This window comes from Acetobacterium fimetarium (assembly GCF_014284475.1).
Classification (GTDB): domain Bacteria; phylum Bacillota; class Clostridia; order Eubacteriales; family Eubacteriaceae; genus Acetobacterium; species Acetobacterium fimetarium.
The window spans coordinates 1-16743 of sequence record NZ_WJBC01000035.1 but is presented as its reverse complement, the minus strand read 5'-3'; the positions used below and the strand labels follow the sequence as shown (position 1 = coordinate 16743).

Genomic DNA, 16743 nt, shown 5'->3' with positions numbered 1-16743 from the left:
TTGTTGGTCTTAAATGACATCGTTTTGTAGCCTCCACTGCTTTTGATTCTGTATCTATTTTACCAGAAGTCAACCCTCAGTTGGAGAGAATTATTAATGGGGTGAAAATACTTTTGACACCCTAATCAACTATTATACTTTAATAATTTTACTCGAAATGCCAATTATAAATACTTACACAACCTATTTATGCTCTCGAAAAAAATGCCGGCAATGAAACGAAAAAACAAAAAGCGTAATATATGCTTGTAATCCTTTGTTTTTTGAGATTTATCAGGAATGCAGTAAAATGACATGGTGCTTTTACCTTCAAACGGATCTTCATTCTGATAAACAAATTTCATTGCTCGGTAAGTATCATAGACTTTTTTAGTCAGCAAAAGCATTTTTCAATGCCGCAACCCGTTTTTTGACACTCTGACGCACGATTTCACTGTCTTCTGCGATTTCAAAACCATGAATGGTTCCGATAGTCCGATTCAACTCAACATGAATGCCGTTTTTTTTCAACGCTTCAGCAAAATTTATCCCTTCGTCCCGCAAACAGTCAAATTCGGCAACTTCAATATAGGCACCCGGCAGGTTTGCTAAAGAAATAGCTTCCATGGGGGACGCATATTCTTTATTTGAATGGATTCCCTGCCCAAGGTAGAGCTGCCACATTTTCTGATTCAGTTTGGCATTCCAAAGAGGGGTATCGACAAATTCTTTGACAGACTCTGTAATCTGCCGGGCATCGGTGACCGGATAGACGAGCATCTGAAAGCAGATTTTCGGTGCAATTCGGTCACGCGCCATCAGGCAGACAGCAGCAGCAAGTGCCCCACCGGCGCTATCTCCGCCGATTGCAATTTTATCGGAATCAATACCGACTCCTTCCGCGTTTTGATCGATCCACTCCAGAACAGCAAAACAATCTTCAACCCCAACCGGGTAAGTATGTTTCGGTGCCAGCCGATAATCGACAAAAACCACTTTACACGGTGTTCTTAATGCATACTGACAGACTAAATGCTTATGGAATGCTGCCGACTTCAGGACAAAGGCACCGCCATGCAGATAAATAAGACCGGGTAATACCCCGTCAGTATCCTCCGGTTCATAAATTATTATCCCAATCGGTTCATTATGATAGCCGGGAATTGTTCTTCTGATTTCACGCACACCTTCATCCGGCTTCCTTTTATTGAAGCTTTTCTCAATGACTCCATTCATCAAAGGTAAAAGCCTCGGAGATAAAGGTGTTTTCATGTTTTGATATTTTTTAAAGTCGCTATGGATATTATATTTGCTCAATTGTATCCCCCATACATGACGCTGAAACGTTTCTTCGTCCGTCATGACTAATTGTTTGTCATGTTTCCATGGCCTATCCGTTTGCTTCGTTATCTCAAGTATATTGCCAAAACAAGGCTCTGTCAATGGACTCTGATGTTCACATGCTATTGAATAAAATTCCAGAACTCTTTACTCCGCATTCTTCTCGCCAGCGATCCGGCTGATTTTTTTGTAGAACAGCAAACCCATCAAACTGATGACAGCCGTCAGGCCAAACACCCATATGGCCACAGTATATTGCTCGATACCCAATGCGTCGCCGCACATTGTTGAGGTGATGACCGCGGGAATCCAGGCGATCGATATGTTCACTCCTGGTCTGAACGGTAAGCATCTGTTTGTCCCTACGATTAAAATTTTGCTTTGCATCTGATCAGCCTCCCATTCCTGTTTTTATTCTAGCAGCTATTTATCAATTTTTTATCAACTGTTCATCTTTAACTAGTCATTGGCTGCTTTGCGGTATGAAAACAGTCCGTTTTTTCCACAAAAAAAGCTTCCTGACAAGCAAGCTGTCTGTGAAGCCTTGATTTTATCGATTATAAATTGTCCGCACCAACTTGTTTTTCGCCATCATCCGAACTCATGGTTCAAAATACTCAAAAATGATCACATCAAAACGATTCATACAATCTTCGCTATTGTCGGTATCCCTGACTGTCCAGCCAGCCAGTTTCCCGCCCAATAAACTAAAAAACCGAAGGCCGATTCGATGCCGGGCGTCTTCGTGGTTATAAGCGATGAAATGCGGTCGAGATGCCACATTTGTTATAATGGAAGCAATCAGCACGCCTTGCCAGAGCGGCACGCCTTCAAAGCTTTGATGGTCGGCCGATAGCTGACCTCTTACCACCTGGGGCCGGTTTTTATAAAACCACCTGACAATCCCCGGATGAAAAGATTCGATACAATAAGATCCCGAATAATCACTGAGCAGTTCCGCCGCTTTTACACAGAGTCGCTGCCAGTTTTTTGTGTTTTTCAGTTCGATAATTATGGGAACCCTGCCATCCACCAGCTTGAGCACGTCTTCCAGCCAGGGAATGCCTTCACTGGTATTTTCAAGCCGATAGTCAGAAAGCTCCTCTTCGGTACAATCAGCAAGCAGTTTATCGACACCGCAGACCCGGAGCAGACTGGCATCGTGAAAAACCGCGACTTTTCCGTCGGCGGTGAGATTGATATCCAGTTCCATTCCATATCCAGCCTCAATGGCTTTGGCAAAGGCCGTCATCGAATTTTCCGGAACCGATTTATCCTTCTGATGAAGCCCTCGATGCGCATAGCTGTTCTGCCAGAGTCTCACATCTGAATCAGTTGGCAGTTTATCTGGTGCAATGATAAAGAGATAAAAAAGAAACAACAGCAATAAAATGATCGCAATTATGATAAAGAGCATCATCTCCTGCCTCCTGTTTTGCTATAATCGGTCTGATCAATCCACCACATCAAAGACCTCCAGCTTGGATCGGGGGGCAATGGGCTTTGAATCACCATGCTGCACCATCATCATGGTTAAAAATGCCAATCCCACAAACATGGCCCCATATGGCATCAGGGTTTGATAACCGAGATGCTCAAGAAGTGCTCCGGAAACAATGGGGGTGATGACCTGAGCAGCCATTGAAGCGGTGTAATAATACCCGGTGTAGCGGCCTACATTGGCGCCTTTTGACATTTCAAGAACCATCGGCAGGGAATTGACGTTAATGGCAGCCCAGGCAACACCTGCCAGGGCAAAAGATACAAACAGCACCGGATTGAAGGTGGTATAAAAGCTGGCTGTCGCAAACACCGTTCCCAGAACAACCACCCCCATGAGTATTATCTTTTTGCGCCCCAGCCGGGATGATATAATCCCCACTGGTATAAACGAAATAATTGCTGCAATACTGGCCACCAGCAATATTAATGCGGACTGGGATTCTTTCATATCCAGGGCAACCAGTGCATATTTAGAAAAAGCTGAGGTGACAGCATTATAACCCATAAACCACAACGACACCGATAAGAGGATGAAAATCAGACTTTTTTTATACGCCTTGGGAAGTTTTTCATGGGTCACCAGCGTTTGGTCATCATTCTTTGCTTCCTCCACATCGATCCCCATGGCGGCACTGTCCTTACGCATTTTTTTAACCGCTTCCGGTTCATTCACCGTTAATTTTAAAACAACAACCCCAATAATCATAATACCGGCCGTGGCAAGAAAAAGCGGCCAGTAGTTGTTATTGTCTTTGCTCGGAGCAAAAACCGCCATCATCCCCAGAACCATAATCCCCCCAAACGCTCCCATCAGATTGATGACGGCATTTCCCTTTGATCTCAGGGGTTTGGGTGTAACATCCGGCATCAGGGCAACTGCCGGTGATCGGTAAAAAGCCATTGCTAGAAGGGCCAGTGCCAGGGCTGCAATAAACAAGCCGATCTTATTTTCCATTACCGCGTAGGGAATCAAAAGCATGGATACCACCGCCATTGCCGTGCCACCCAGAATATAGGGCATTCTTCTGCCCATTTTGGTATTGGTGTTATCAGAAAGCATACCGAACAAGGGCAGCATGAAAAGAGCCAGCACATTGTCAAAGGACATCACGACCCCAGCCATGGTATCACCCAGTTCAAAAGCTTTCAACATAATGAGTGGAATCACAAAATCGTACAAGCTCCAAAATGCACTAATAGTCATAAATCCAAGTCCTACCAAAACGGTGAGGCGGTAATCCAGCTTCATCAACACGCTCCTTCTTTCTTTTAAAAAAAGTATAGCATCTGACGTTTCTTTAATCAATCATCTCAGCAAATCTTTAATAAATCTTCATAAATTTACTAATCATTATATTCATCTTGACTTCTAAATGCAAAAAGGCGACAAACAAAATTCCAAATAATGGACTTGCCTGCCGCCTTTGTTTATATTATTTACATGATTGATGCGTCGTAAATCGATTGGATCGATTCATCTAACAGATTGTTAAATGCTTCCTCACTTTGGTCAACATTCAACCCTTCGGTCAGGGCTCTTGAGAAACTTGCAATCAGTTTATGATTCTTTGCGAGTTTTTCATTTGCCTCTTTTCGGGAATACCCGCCGGAAAGAGCAACAACTCTTGCGACATTGGTATGCTGGATGATCTCTTCATAAAAATTATCCACCTCAGGAATAGTCAGTTTAAACATCACCTGACAGTTCGCATCCAACGCTTTCAGGTGTTCGATTATTTCCTGTTTGAGAATGGCTTCTGCCGCTTGTTTATTGGCCATATGAATATCGATCTCCGGCTCTAAAATAGGCATAAAACCGGCCGCTGCGATGGCTTTGCCAATTTCAAACTGTTGATCTACAATGGCCTTGATACCGGTTTTATTCGCTTCTTTTATGACTGAACGCATTTTTGTGCCAAAGATATGGCGTTCTTTTGCACGGGCCAGCAAGGCATCAAGATCAGGAATCGTTTTCATTAATTGAACTCCATTCTCCAAATCCAATAATCCCTTATCCACTTTTAGAATTGGCAGGATTCCTTTTGCTTCCCAAAGATAATCCGCACTGTATTTTCCATCCACTTTTAAATCCATTGTTTTTTCAAATAAAATCGCCGCAAGAATTCTTTCTTTGGTAAAAGCTGGGCTTTTCATAATTCTTGAACGCATTTCATGAACCATTTGAAACATCTCAGCTTCATCAGCATAAGCTTCTTTGGGAATGCCATAACTTGCAAGTGCCTTTGGTGTGCTGCCGCCGCTTTGATCAAGCGCCGCAATAAATCCGTTATCATTTTTCATTCGTTCCAACTGTAACATATTCATAAATACACCTCCGCTTATTATATGTCCATGTTTTATTATACACCTTTTCAAAGCTTTTGGCATCACCTCTCAAAACTTTGTTGCCGAGAACGGTTCGACCGCGATTGATAGGACCGGGGTGATGCATGGACAGGTAACATACCGTTGATACCACGATCAGATTTATTATATCATTTTTATAATTTCTCAAACTATCTTGTAAAAAGCAGGAAAATAAGTTTATAATATTAATATCGTGTCGAAAATTATAAGTGAAGACCGAAAGAAAATTGCATATCTCAACTTTTTGCAATAACGGGAGGAAAAAATGATCAATAATTGCAGTTCCGTATATTTTGATGAAAAAGAAAATGGCTGGATTGCCATTATAACAATGTATGGCATAACACATAAAGGTGAAGTTAGACACACGCCAGAAGAAGCATTGAAAGACGAGGCTGCTTTAAAAAGAAAGCTTGGCTGGACTGAAAATCAGACTTCCTTTTATCAGATAAAAGGAAGAAAGGGCCGATACAGCGACTGATTCTACGTTCGAATACACTAATATAAAAAAGAATTTAATACTAAAGGTCAACCGCACACGTCGAGCATGGTCCGTAAATCCGGTTACGGTGCCATCCCGACGTGTGTTTTTTATCAGCTTATTTTTTTTACCGGTCGCGCTTCAATATATCCCCGATATCCCATTGGTGCCAGCTGAAATCTTGGCCCATCCGCGGGTGCCCATTTATAACCATACAATTCCGGATTGAATTTATCGATGTGTTTCCATATTTCCCCGATTGCCTCAGCAAACTTTTCATCATCATACGGCTCTCCCTGGAACACCATCATCGTGCATGGCGGCAGCACAATCAGCTCATATCCGTCAGGAATTGCCTTGTTATAATCCAGTGGCAGTTCGACCCCCTGAACATATTCTGATCCGTTGTCTCGCAGGTTTTCCGGCAGCCACATCCCGATCGGTTCATATAGGGCTTCCTTGACACTTGTTAGAACATTCCAGATATCACAGCCCACTTCTTCACAATACTTAAAATATTCTGCTGCCTCGATTCCTCTTTTAATAAGGCATTTTCTTTCCGGCCTTTCAATAATTTGAACAAATACAGTTTTCATGGTTTTGACCATCCTTTCTTCATTCTGATAAACATAATACATTGCTCGGTAAGTATCATAAACTTTTTGAGGCAGAAAAAGTTTGATCGGTGGCGTCTGTTTATGATACTTGTATGGAGAAATTCCAAACTCTTTTGTAAATGCTCTGGTAAAGCCTTCCTGACTGTCAAAAACGAAATCAAGTGCGACGTCGATCACTTTTTTGTTTTCATCTCGCATGACAAGGGCCGCCCTTGTCAATCTTCTCAGGCGAATATATTCATATGGACTTTTACCGGATACTTCCTTAAACATGTGACCGATATGCCACGGTGAATAACCGGAATAATCGGCCAGCTCTTTCAAGGTTATTGCGGTTTGCAGATTTTCCTCAATGTATTCCTGCAGCATTTGAACCACACGCAATGAATTTGTTTTATCCATCCTCTCACCTCCGATACATAGAGATTATCATAATGAGTTCATCAATTCTTGACCGTTCTTGTTGTTTAAATAATTGATTTTATAAACCTTAAGCACTGCTTTGCTGGCACTCGAATTAAAGAACCAATCTGTTTCAATTTGTTTCCACGCGACTCATTGCGCAAAAAAGGCTTTTGCAACTAAATTTTGCAAAAGCCCCTGATGCTCATACTTAACATGTTATTTCTTTTCGCCGCTGTTCTTCCGACGATACAAACTAAATCATTTCCTTATTTATTTGATTGATTTCTTTCGTAATTGCTTCGTATACGCCGGGATATACACTGCCTGGTCCACCTTGGGTGATACATGGAATGTAATAGTGTTTTCCGCAACGCTTTACAGCATTTCGCACTTCAGCGCCAACGCTTTCCTGGGTCCACGCCTCGTTGTCAATCAGCGAATTATCGATATCTCCCATGAAAGAAATCTGTCCGCCATACTTTTTAATAAGTTCCGGAACATTATTGGATGAAATACAGCCTTGCCAGATATCGATTCCCATTTCAATCATTAGCGGTACTAAATTTGCGGCGTAAGAGTCGCTGTGATGGACAATCAGCTCAACGCCATTTTCTTTATAGAATCCGTATATTTTTTTGTAAGCTGGGACAATAAATTCTTCAAACATATCTGGTGCCATGAACGAATTCAGGGAGCTGCCCCAATCGTCATGATGGAAGATACAGTTGGGCTTATAATATTTGACCAATTCAGCTGCATATCGCAATTCGTATTCTGTAATGTAGTCAATGAGCGCATGCATTTCTTCCGGTTCTTCATAGAAACCCATCAGGCAATCTTCCATACCCATTAAATGGTGGCATTGTTCAAAGACACCAGGAGCTACAAATGCCGTAGCGAAAACTTCGTTACGGTCAATTGCCTGGACTGCCGGCAGAAATGGCTCCCATGCTTCCGGCGGGAAATCAGTTTTAGGTGCTTTTACGGTTTCTCGCCATTTGGTGATATCCTTAAGCACTTTGTGTTCTGCATCGTGTACAGGAAATGGTCCTGGAGTCCCGGCCGGCCATGCAAAGGTAATTCCCCAAGCATTTTTTGCCGGCTCACCACCAGGCATCGGGAACGCTCCCTGGGCTGAAATCGGATCTCCCATGATCATACCATAAATTGCGTCAGTACATACAAAAGCTTCATACTGATTGACAAATCGGTCAGGATTTCCACCGTTAATCGTTTCCAATAAGTTTTGTTTTTTCGTTAACATAATCATTGCCTCCTAAACAATTATTACTCCAATACCAATTCTTACTGTTCGCAGCACCATCCACAATCACTCAAAAACCAGATCGACTGCTGTTTTCACAATTTGTATTGATTTTACAATATTTATACGCGGACAAATATTGTAAAATCAATTATACCACCAGTTTTTTCTAATTTCAAGCTTTACTTTACATGTAAAGCAGCAAGATTTATTGTGATAAGAGCGCAGATAGATAAAACTTATCCCTGTTTTTTGAAAATTAAAGCGTCAATACGCGCTATGTATTTTTTGGCTTTTTTACATATATTTAATTTCCAAACTCGGCCGATATCATTTCCTTATATTGGTATGCTCGTCTTTTCTTTTTTCATCATCCTCTGGACCGCAAACTTTCCCATCACCGCAGTGAGTTTTTTGTTATAAAGACTGCTTGGTTAACCCAGGATACTGCTTTTTAACTTCTGCATGCAGAAGAACCGTAATTGCTTTTTGGGGACATGCGTTGACACATCGATAACAAAGCGTGCAATTTCCATTTTGTTCAATCTTATCCTCAATTCGCTCCAGATTATTCATTGGACAGATTTTTACACACTTTCCACAGGCAACGCAATCAGCCGTAATCCGGACATCATTTTCAGCCTTCTTTTCAAAATCAGGAAAATAAAATCGCTGCGTCAATAAACCCAGGTATTTCGAAACAGGATTGAAGCCACGTTTTTTTACGATGCCATTTTGGATATTTTTGCATGATCTGGCAAGCCGCTGCTTCGCCTTTTTTACATATCGTTCTATCTTTTCCGGACTAGCTATCGGAAACAGAAATAAATTACATATATTATTGGGCATGTTAAAATGTTCCGCATAAAGAATATTAAAGCTGATTCCTTCCAGCAATTCTGTGAATACTCGAGCACCATCGCCAGAAAACATCAGCTGGCTACTGAGGATAATCAGGTTTTTTCCATCGAAAGCCGACCGGTATTCTTCAGCAAAATCCCGCATGATTCTCGGCACACAGGAACCATAAATCGGGTAGCAAACAGCAATCGTCTCTGCCGCCGCGATCTTTTCACTAAAATCAATTTCTTCCTCAATCGAATGGCATTCGGCCCCCAGCGTCTGCGAAAAGTGCTCTGCAATGAATTTTGTATTTCCAGTTCCTGAAAAGTAAAGTGTTAGCATAAAATCTCCTTTTGTAAAATGGGGATGTTTAGAATCCAATAAAATGTATGCATCAGCGACATTTTTTATATTGTGCCCATTTTAAAAAACGCCTGCACAGCGGCCCTTGATTTTTGCGCCTGATTTTGATCATAGGCACTCGAGTTTTGATCCATATAGCCATGCGCTGCCGCAAATAACTGCGTTGTGACCATTGGTTTGTTGCGGACTTGCCGGATGACCGCCAGCACATCGAAGGAATCCGGCTCGGCGAACAGCAGAAGCACTGGGCACACCGGCACAAGATCCAGATAATCGCGGATTCGCGAGCCATAAAAGCCAATCACGCCATCACAATCATGGCTTTCACTGCAACGCCAGGCGATAGTTGCCCCAACACTGAAGCCCATGACAAACACCTGCCGGTAAGTTTTCTTTAACTGGACAATCAGCCGGACAACGTCCTGATATGCATCAAAGCCTACCTCCGTGATAAAATAGCGGTAGGCCTCCGGCGCTTCGGCATAAGAAAAGCAGTCGCGCTGCAAAAGGTTGGGACAAACGACATCAAAGCCCTGTTTCCGGTAATCCTCACCGAGATCATTGATAAACGGATTAAGGCCGTAGATTTCATGGAGCAGGATAATCACATCCTGGTTTTTATTGTTCTCCATCGGCTTCTTCACAGCTCTTTATCATACTTGTAGCGGTTTTCATCAAACATCAGTTATCTCTCCTTTTATGCTACTAGTCAGGCCAATTGGATGGCCGTAACAAACGGGGCGGAAGCTGCGTTTTCCCATTTCCCTGAGCCGCATTGATCTGCATTTGAGTCAGAAAAACAGCCTCCCTCAAATCGGTGTCTTTGATGTTTGCATCGCGCAGATCCGCACCGAGAAAATTGCTCCGCCTCAGACTGCAGCCAGTAAGATTCGCTGCAATCAGCAGCGCCATGCTGAAATCCTGACCATCCAGATTGGTTTTTTTGAAATTCTTGCCTAAAAAATCTTTGCGATTTGTCTGGCCGGAAGACTTCGCGACCAGTTGAGCACTGCTCTTCTTCAACACCTGATTCACCCGGGTTTGATAATCAGCGATATCGGCCAACCGCATTGCCGCGGGAGCGCCGGCCGTTATTTGCAGATTCTCTGCCAGCAGCGCAGCGATCGCCGCGCTGAAGTGCTCATCAGCAACCACAGACCAGGCTTCCAATAAATACCAGGCCATCTGATAGAGCTTTCGCACGATCATAAAGGTCTGAAAAATTTCACTGGCCTTGTCCGGATGGGTTTGCCAGTTTTCATTGCCATAAATTTGAGTCACTTTTTGTCCGGCGCCAAAGCAATCGTAAGCCAGGCAGCCTTTCATCTTTTTCTTTTCCAATAGCGCATGGATCGAACAGCGAAAATCCGGCCTGAGATGTCGGCACGGCACCCCCGCTTCCTTATTTTCGGGAAACCCGTCGGTTTTCATGCAGTATAAGGCCACACAGCATAACCCGCTGCATTTTTCGCAATCAATTCGCAGCGCCGCTTCCAAATCCGCATAGCTGTTGTTGTTTTTCATCATCGTTTACCACCTGTCTTTATATACGCTTTCATTTTACCATCATTGGCTTCTTGTTTGAAATCATTTTTTCCTTTAGACGGCGGCTGTGCAACCAGCGCTGACATTTTTTGTGCCTTTATGTTAACCGCAATTGATAGCCATGGTTTTAAAAACCTGTTAAAATAAGTGCAGGTGGTGAAAATATGAAAAATATGATTAATATGAATTTACAACTGCTGCGAAAACAGCATCAATACACCCAGGAAGAGGTTGCGGAAAAAATCGCGGTTTCCCGGCAGGCCGTCGCCAAATGGGAAAACGGCGAAAGCTTACCGGATATGAATAAATGCATCGCGTTGGCTCAGCTTTATCAGATCTCCCTCGATACCCTTGTCAACGGCTCCGAGACAGCCGGGTTGCCGCTGCCGCCGAGAGGCAAACATGTTTTTGGAACCGTCACGGTTGGTGAGCGGGGCCAAATTGTCATTCCCAAAAAAGCTCGGGAAATTTTTCAGATCAGTCCCGGGGACAGCCTGCTGATTCTCGGTGATGAAAACCAGGGCGGGCTCGCACTGATTGACGCCAATCAGTTCATCAACCAGTTTGAATTTGTCAAACAGAGTTTGGATTATTCCCATAAAGCGAGTAAGGATAAAGAAAGTGAAGATTAAAAAAATGTATATTTTACTCATTGTTTTGGCTTTTCTGGTCGTCTGCGTCGCTGGCGCCCTCGGTTGTTTTTTCTACCGCAATTTACATCCGCTCGATGAGCGGTATCAAAGCCAAACCCTGGCCGCCGGATTCAGCGAAAAAAAAGCCAGCCTGGCTGATGGTTCTGTCCTCAACTACGGCGAAGGTCCGGACAATGGCCCTGCCCTGCTGCTGATCCACGGTCAGGGCGTCTCATGGGAGGATTACGCTGCGGTTTTGCCGGAGTTGTCGAAAAGTTATCACGTCTTTGCGGTGGATTGCTTTGGCCATGGTCAGTCCAGTCATGATCCGGCCCTGTATTCCTGCGCCGCAAACGGCCAGGCGCTGATCGGCTTTATGGAGCAGACAATCGGGGAAAAATGTTTTGTCTCGGGTCATTCTTCCGGCGGCGTTCTGGCAGCCTGGCTCGGTGCCAATGCCCCGGCATGGGTTAACGGCGTCCTGCTCGAAGATCCCCCGCTCTTTGAAGTAACGCCCGAGGAAATGCAGGAAGGCAATGCCTGCTTTGCCTGGAAAGATACCTTCGTCACCATCCACAGCTTTCTTAACCAGACGGAGGAAACGGATTTTGAGGTCTATTATTTTAAAAATGGTTATATGGTTTCTCTTTTCGGCGGACTGAAAGACAAGGTGGCGCAAGCCGTTGAAACGTTCCGTAACGAGCACCCGGATCAGGGGCCAAGAATCTTCTGGATTCCCTATTCCTGGCTGCGGCTGATGAATTCCTTCGATAACTATGATCTGGCCTTTGGCGAAACCTTTTATGACGGCTCCTGGATTAAGGGCATCGATCAGGAAACGATGCTCAAAACAATTCAGTGCCCGACCGTTTATCTGAAAGCTGAAACCAATTACGGTAAGGACGGCGTTTTGTATGCGGCCAATACCGATGATGATGCCAGAAAAGTTCAGGCTTGCCTTGCCCATTGTGATACCATTACCATCAAATCCGGCCATGATATCCACTATGAGCATCCGGATGCCTTTCTTGCTGCCTTGGAACAGCTGCGCCAAGAAACGAACTGATCCGCTTCATCGATCCGCAGTATAAACATAAAACGGGGACGTTTCGCACGGTATTCTAGCAATACCCGCGAAACGCCCCCGTTGCAGTTGTTTTCACGTCATAATCTTTTTAAAACTGACCACTTTGCGATCTGAACGTGAGTATATCTCTTAATTATTTAACAGCTTCTCGGCTTCATCGTTCCAGCTATAGAGCTGACGGATTTCTTCGCCAACTTTTTCTGCGGGATGCTCTGCATGCATTCTTCGCATGGCTTTAAAATGAGCCTGTCCGCCAGCATCCGACATGTCCAAAAGGAAATCTTTTGCAAATGTCCCATCCTGGATATCGGATAAAATATTTTTCATCGTCTGCTTTGTTTCTTTCGTAATAACCTTGGGTCCGGTAATGTAATCACCGAATTCTGCCGTGTTGGAAATGGAATAACGCATTCCCGCAAAACCGCTCTGGTAGATCAGATCAACGATCAGTTTCATTTCGTGAATGCATTCAAAGTAGGCATTTCTTGAATCGTAGCCTGCTTCAACCAGGGTTTCAAATCCGGCCTGCATCAGTTGGCAGACTCCGCCGCAAAGAACTGCCTGTTCGCCAAACAGATCGGTTTCTGTTTCAATTTTGAAAGTCGTTTCCAGAACGCCGGCCCGTGCTCCACCAATTGCCAGCGCATACGCCAGGGCCATTTCCTGCGCCATTCCCGTATAATCCTGTTCCACTGCAACCAGACAGGGCGTTCCTTTACCCGCCAGATATTCACTTCTTACCGTATGTCCCGGTGCCTTTGGCGCAATCATGGTCACATCCACATTCTTTGGCGGCGCAATGCAGCCAAAATGAATATTGAAGCCATGAGCAAACATCAACATCTTTCCCTCTGAAAGATTCGGTTCGATGCTCTCCTGATACAGTTTTTTCTGTTTTTCATCATTAATCAGGATCATGATGATATCCGCTCTTTTCGCGGCCTCAGCTGCCGTAAAGACTTCAAAGCCCTGATTTTCCGCTACTTTCCACGATTTGGACCCTTCATACAAACCCACAATGACATGACATCCGGAATCCCTTAAGTTAAGGGCATGCGCATGCCCCTGTGAACCATATCCGATAATCGCAATCGCTTTCCCATCCAGTAAACTGAGATTGCAATCTTCCTGATAAAATATTTTTGCTGCCACAACAATTCCTCCTTAGAAACATAATCACTAAACGCTTTGTTTCTTTATTTCGTGCCATTATATCGCTTCAGGAGTCTGTTTGCCATCAACCTTTTTTACTTGCGCATCTACTTTTTATTGATGCCATTTTCCACCCATTCCTTGGTATACCCAATAAAACATTCTGCACTGCGCGTCAGTTTCTGTTCCTTTCTCCAGACGAGAAAAATATTGCGCACAAAGGTTTCGTCCGAAAAAGGCCGGATCGCCGTATGATCATCCGCATATTCTCTTGCCAGATAATCTGCGGTAATTCCCACACACCAGTCTTTTTTTGCCGCTTCAACAATCAGCGAGTCATCACTTGTTTCAATCCGGATTTCCGGAATCAATCCACCTTTGGCAAAACGGCTTATATTGGCCGGAAAAAAAGCATACTCGCGCCCCTTCAAGGCCAGCGGAATGTTGTTCAGATCCTTGAATTCCAACACCTTCTTTTTCGCCAATGGATGATTCTCATGCATGACCGCACAGTATTTATGACAAAAACAGAATCGCAGTTCAAATCGGCTCACATCGATCGGATCCGGAAGAAACGCCAGATCCAGCCGCCCCTTTTTCAACATTTCATAAATCGGATATTCCGGATATTCGACAAAATTCAAACGAACATTCGGGTATTTATCATAAAATCCTTTGAGAAAATCCAGGGTCAAGTATTTCAGAACCGCATACGTCGATGCAATTCGCAAGACAACGACCTTATGTTCGGAGCAGTCCAAAAAATCTTCCCGGATTTTAACATATTGATCCAGGATAATATCCGCCCGTTCTTTTAACTGGTCTGCAAAAGGTGTGGGACATAAGCCATCCCTGGTCCGAATAAAAAGCGGTTCGCCCAATTCCTGTTCCAAACGGTTGATAATTTTGCTGACTGCTTGTGCCGAAAGATATAATTCTTCCGCCGCACGGTGAATATTTCCCAACCGATAAACCGTAATAAAACACAACAGATTCCGTTCGTTCATTCGATCACTCCCTTTGCTCCAAAGCCAAGAACTTTTTCTTTCAATTCCGCTTTCTTTTCCAATACTGACAAATCATATCAAACTGTTCTGTTGCTCCCATTCACGCAGAAACGCTAGCTGGGCTTCAGTATGAAACCAATGTTCGCCATGATCCATGACTTTCAGATCACACTCGAACCGGTTGGCAAAAGCATCAACAATCCCACGTTCGGTCAGATTATCCTCACTGCCATACAGAATTTTCGTCCCATCATGCCACTGTGTAATGGGATGCTGTTGGGCGTAAACAAAATACTCCCAGGACAGGGTCTGCCCAAATGTTGTTTGAATCGTCTTTTCTGCTGCCAGTCTTTCTGCGGTCACCCCGGCCCACTGCATCATATTCTTGATTAGGCCTTCCATATCGAGAATCGGTGACACAAACAGACTCTGTTCAAGCGGTTGCTCCTGAAAAGCCAACATCGAAAACCACGCGCCAATACTGTTTGCCCTAAGCGCAATCCGCTCCCAATGCGTCTCAAGATACCGCCAGACAGTCTGCAGTTCCGGTAGCACAACCCAGGGCACCAGCCATTCGGCTGCTGTTTTTCTTTCCCCATGCTCAGGTAAATCGATTCCCAGTACCTGCCAGCCTTTTTTGGCTACAATTTCAGCAAAGCTTTGTGCCTCTTCCTTATTTCCACCCTGCCCATGGACAAACAAATAAACGCGATCGGATGAATGTCCATAGAGGGCCGCCGGAATATTCTCAATATTTATTTTACACTTTTCCATCGTTCCCCCATCTCTGACTGGTCAAAATTAGACAGATACACTCGCCCTCCGAAAACCGTCTTTTATTCTTCAGGAATAAAGCCACGTTTGTAATAAGCTTAATTATATCAAAAATGTGACAATTATCACAGCCATTGCTGGCACTTTTGGGTAAAATTTCGTCAATGAAACAGCTGGATAAAACCTCGATGTAGGATTGATAATAGGAGGCCATTCTTATGAATAAGAAAAAACAAAAAGTAGATTTGATCAGGAAGATCCAAAAGGAATTGCTGTTGATTGAATTCAAAGACGCGCCGGATTCCCCAAAAAGCCGGGTCTGTTATGATTTCGGCACGCGGGCCTGTCTGACCTGCAGTCGCTGCTGGATCAAAGAACAGTGATCAAGCAAATTACAGCCCAAGGCCTTTAAGCCAATTTTTTAATGGGGTGCCTGATTACTGTTTTCAGTTTTTCCGGCACCACCTTCCTGGCATCAGACATATAAATCTCATGATGGCGGCGATTATCGGTAAAATCATTTTCGTACCCCTGCTCGGCCAGGTACGCATCCATTAATGCTACAGTTTCAGGCTCATCATCGAACGGACCAAAATGCATTATTTGTACACAAAGCCCTTCTTCAACTGTTAGGTACTCTGCTAATGAGCAGTCCAGCTTTTTCTTTTTTGAGGCGGTGTTAACCGCCCAATCAAAATCCTTCTTTGTAATAAAACCAGGCAGCCGAATCACTGAAATCCAGTTGAATGTGGACTTATCAGAATAATCCACACCCGCGACATAATCCTGCCACCAGAAGCCCTCCAAAGGTGGCACAACATACTCAAAAAATCCTTCGATCTTGTATTCGCTTTTATAGCTCATTTTCAGCGTATACGCTACCGCATATAAAATACTCATTGCCTGCTGATAGGCTCCGCCTTCTTCGTTCGGGTCACCTTTTCCACGCACCGCAATATAATTGACCTCTGGAACCGTTACAAGCTCTGGTTTGTTCTTAGGCAGATAAAATTCTTTGTATTCTTTTTTAAAATCAAATGCCATCGTATCCTCTCCTCTCGGTAACCGCAATCAGCGTACTGCTATCAATCATCTTAAAATTCGACATTTTTAAGTTCTATAATAACCTCCGCTTTTTTTATTTCATTATACGCCTTTTTGAGATTATTTTTAAAACTTCAGTTATTTTTCTTTTCAAAAGATTCACACAATTTTAACTTATCTATCAAACTTCTGTAACATTTGGCAGTTACAATGGAGATAAATAAAAAACAGCTTTTAATAAATATCTCAACTTTCCCAGCTTGAAAATTCAGCTGAGACTTTACAACAACACCATCTGCAGCTTCTGAAAAACAGAAGTTGACAGAAAAATGCACCCAA

The 16743-nt window shown here is 43.6% G+C and carries 19 protein-coding genes; 4 read left to right on the top strand and 15 right to left on the bottom strand.

The features are described from left to right. Nucleotides 1-369 precede the first annotated feature (369 nt). The 5 genes from GH808_RS14235 to GH808_RS14215 form a co-directional block, all read right to left on the bottom strand. On the bottom strand, nucleotides 370-1215 hold the full coding sequence (locus GH808_RS14235; protein WP_243166233.1) for an alpha/beta hydrolase: 846 nt from the start codon (nucleotides 1213-1215) through the stop codon (nucleotides 370-372). A gap of 252 nt (nucleotides 1216-1467) precedes the next feature. After that, a complete protein-coding gene (locus GH808_RS14230; protein WP_186843456.1) occupies nucleotides 1468-1707 on the bottom strand; it encodes a hypothetical protein in 240 nt (79 codons plus the stop codon). Nucleotides 1708-1921: 214 nt separating this feature from the next. Continuing rightward, nucleotides 1922-2740 carry a glycerophosphodiester phosphodiesterase family protein gene (locus GH808_RS14225; RefSeq protein WP_186843455.1) on the bottom strand — a complete coding sequence of 273 codons (819 nt, stop codon included), beginning with the start codon at nucleotides 2738-2740 and terminating at the stop codon, nucleotides 1922-1924. Nucleotides 2741-2773: 33 nt separating this feature from the next. After that, nucleotides 2774-4072, bottom strand: a complete 1299-nt coding sequence (locus tag GH808_RS14220; RefSeq protein WP_186843454.1) for an MFS transporter — start codon at nucleotides 4070-4072, stop codon at nucleotides 2774-2776. A 188-nt stretch (nucleotides 4073-4260) separates the two neighbouring features. Next, nucleotides 4261-5148, bottom strand: a complete 888-nt coding sequence (locus GH808_RS14215; RefSeq protein ID WP_186843453.1) for a fructose bisphosphate aldolase — start codon at nucleotides 5146-5148, stop codon at nucleotides 4261-4263. Nucleotides 5149-5455: 307 nt separating this feature from the next. Between GH808_RS14215 and GH808_RS14210 the strand changes: the two genes are divergently transcribed. Further along, on the top strand, nucleotides 5456-5671 hold the full coding sequence (locus GH808_RS14210; protein WP_186843452.1) for a hypothetical protein: 216 nt from the start codon (nucleotides 5456-5458) through the stop codon (nucleotides 5669-5671). Between the two features lie 113 nt (nucleotides 5672-5784). Here the strand turns inward: GH808_RS14210 and GH808_RS14205 are convergent, their stop codons facing one another. From GH808_RS14205 to GH808_RS14185, 5 genes are all read right to left on the bottom strand, one after another. Then, entirely contained in the window at nucleotides 5785-6690 is a 906-nt protein-coding gene (locus tag GH808_RS14205) for an AraC family transcriptional regulator (RefSeq protein WP_186843451.1), read from the bottom strand. A gap of 256 nt (nucleotides 6691-6946) precedes the next feature. Beyond that, nucleotides 6947-7957: a uroporphyrinogen decarboxylase family protein gene (locus tag GH808_RS14200; protein ID WP_186843450.1), complete on the bottom strand. Its 1011-nt coding sequence runs from the start codon at nucleotides 7955-7957 to the stop codon at nucleotides 6947-6949. Between the two features lie 417 nt (nucleotides 7958-8374). Beyond that, entirely contained in the window at nucleotides 8375-9142 is a 768-nt protein-coding gene (locus GH808_RS14195; RefSeq protein ID WP_186843449.1) for an EFR1 family ferrodoxin, read from the bottom strand. Between the two features lie 65 nt (nucleotides 9143-9207). Further along, nucleotides 9208-9795: a dienelactone hydrolase family protein gene (locus GH808_RS14190; RefSeq protein WP_186843448.1), complete on the bottom strand. Its 588-nt coding sequence runs from the start codon at nucleotides 9793-9795 to the stop codon at nucleotides 9208-9210. Nucleotides 9796-9868: 73 nt separating this feature from the next. Beyond that, nucleotides 9869-10690, bottom strand: coding sequence for a pentapeptide repeat-containing protein (locus GH808_RS14185; RefSeq protein WP_186843447.1), 822 nt, complete (start codon nucleotides 10688-10690; stop codon nucleotides 9869-9871). Between the two features lie 182 nt (nucleotides 10691-10872). Between GH808_RS14185 and GH808_RS14180 the strand changes: the two genes are divergently transcribed. Together GH808_RS14180 and GH808_RS14175 are read left to right on the top strand one after the other, a co-directional pair. Then, nucleotides 10873-11340 (top strand): helix-turn-helix domain-containing protein, encoded by a 468-nt coding sequence (locus tag GH808_RS14180; RefSeq protein ID WP_186843446.1) that lies wholly within the window; start codon nucleotides 10873-10875, stop codon nucleotides 11338-11340. After that, on the top strand, nucleotides 11330-12406 hold the full coding sequence (locus GH808_RS14175; protein WP_311135790.1) for an alpha/beta fold hydrolase: 1077 nt from the start codon (nucleotides 11330-11332) through the stop codon (nucleotides 12404-12406). The genes GH808_RS14180 and GH808_RS14175 overlap by 11 nt, the downstream gene beginning before the upstream one ends. A gap of 150 nt (nucleotides 12407-12556) precedes the next feature. Here the strand turns inward: GH808_RS14175 and ilvC are convergent, their stop codons facing one another. From ilvC to GH808_RS14160, 3 genes are all read right to left on the bottom strand, one after another. Beyond that, on the bottom strand, nucleotides 12557-13579 hold the full coding sequence (gene ilvC / locus GH808_RS14170; protein WP_186843445.1) for a ketol-acid reductoisomerase: 1023 nt from the start codon (nucleotides 13577-13579) through the stop codon (nucleotides 12557-12559). A gap of 107 nt (nucleotides 13580-13686) precedes the next feature. Further along, entirely contained in the window at nucleotides 13687-14586 is a 900-nt protein-coding gene (locus GH808_RS14165; RefSeq protein ID WP_186843444.1) for a LysR family transcriptional regulator, read from the bottom strand. A gap of 72 nt (nucleotides 14587-14658) precedes the next feature. Further along, nucleotides 14659-15360 (bottom strand): alpha/beta hydrolase, encoded by a 702-nt coding sequence (locus tag GH808_RS14160; protein WP_186843443.1) that lies wholly within the window; start codon nucleotides 15358-15360, stop codon nucleotides 14659-14661. 218 nt (nucleotides 15361-15578) lie between these two features. Between GH808_RS14160 and GH808_RS14155 the strand changes: the two genes are divergently transcribed. After that, nucleotides 15579-15743, top strand: coding sequence for a hypothetical protein (locus tag GH808_RS14155; protein WP_186843442.1), 165 nt, complete (start codon nucleotides 15579-15581; stop codon nucleotides 15741-15743). 25 nt (nucleotides 15744-15768) lie between these two features. On the opposite strand, the gene GH808_RS14150 is transcribed toward GH808_RS14155, so the two are convergent. Then, nucleotides 15769-16404, bottom strand: coding sequence for a GyrI-like domain-containing protein (locus GH808_RS14150; protein ID WP_186843441.1), 636 nt, complete (start codon nucleotides 16402-16404; stop codon nucleotides 15769-15771). Nucleotides 16405-16538: 134 nt separating this feature from the next. Beyond that, a partial coding sequence (locus GH808_RS15215) for a hypothetical protein (RefSeq protein WP_207722352.1) occupies nucleotides 16539-16743 on the bottom strand: 205 nt, incomplete at its 5' end.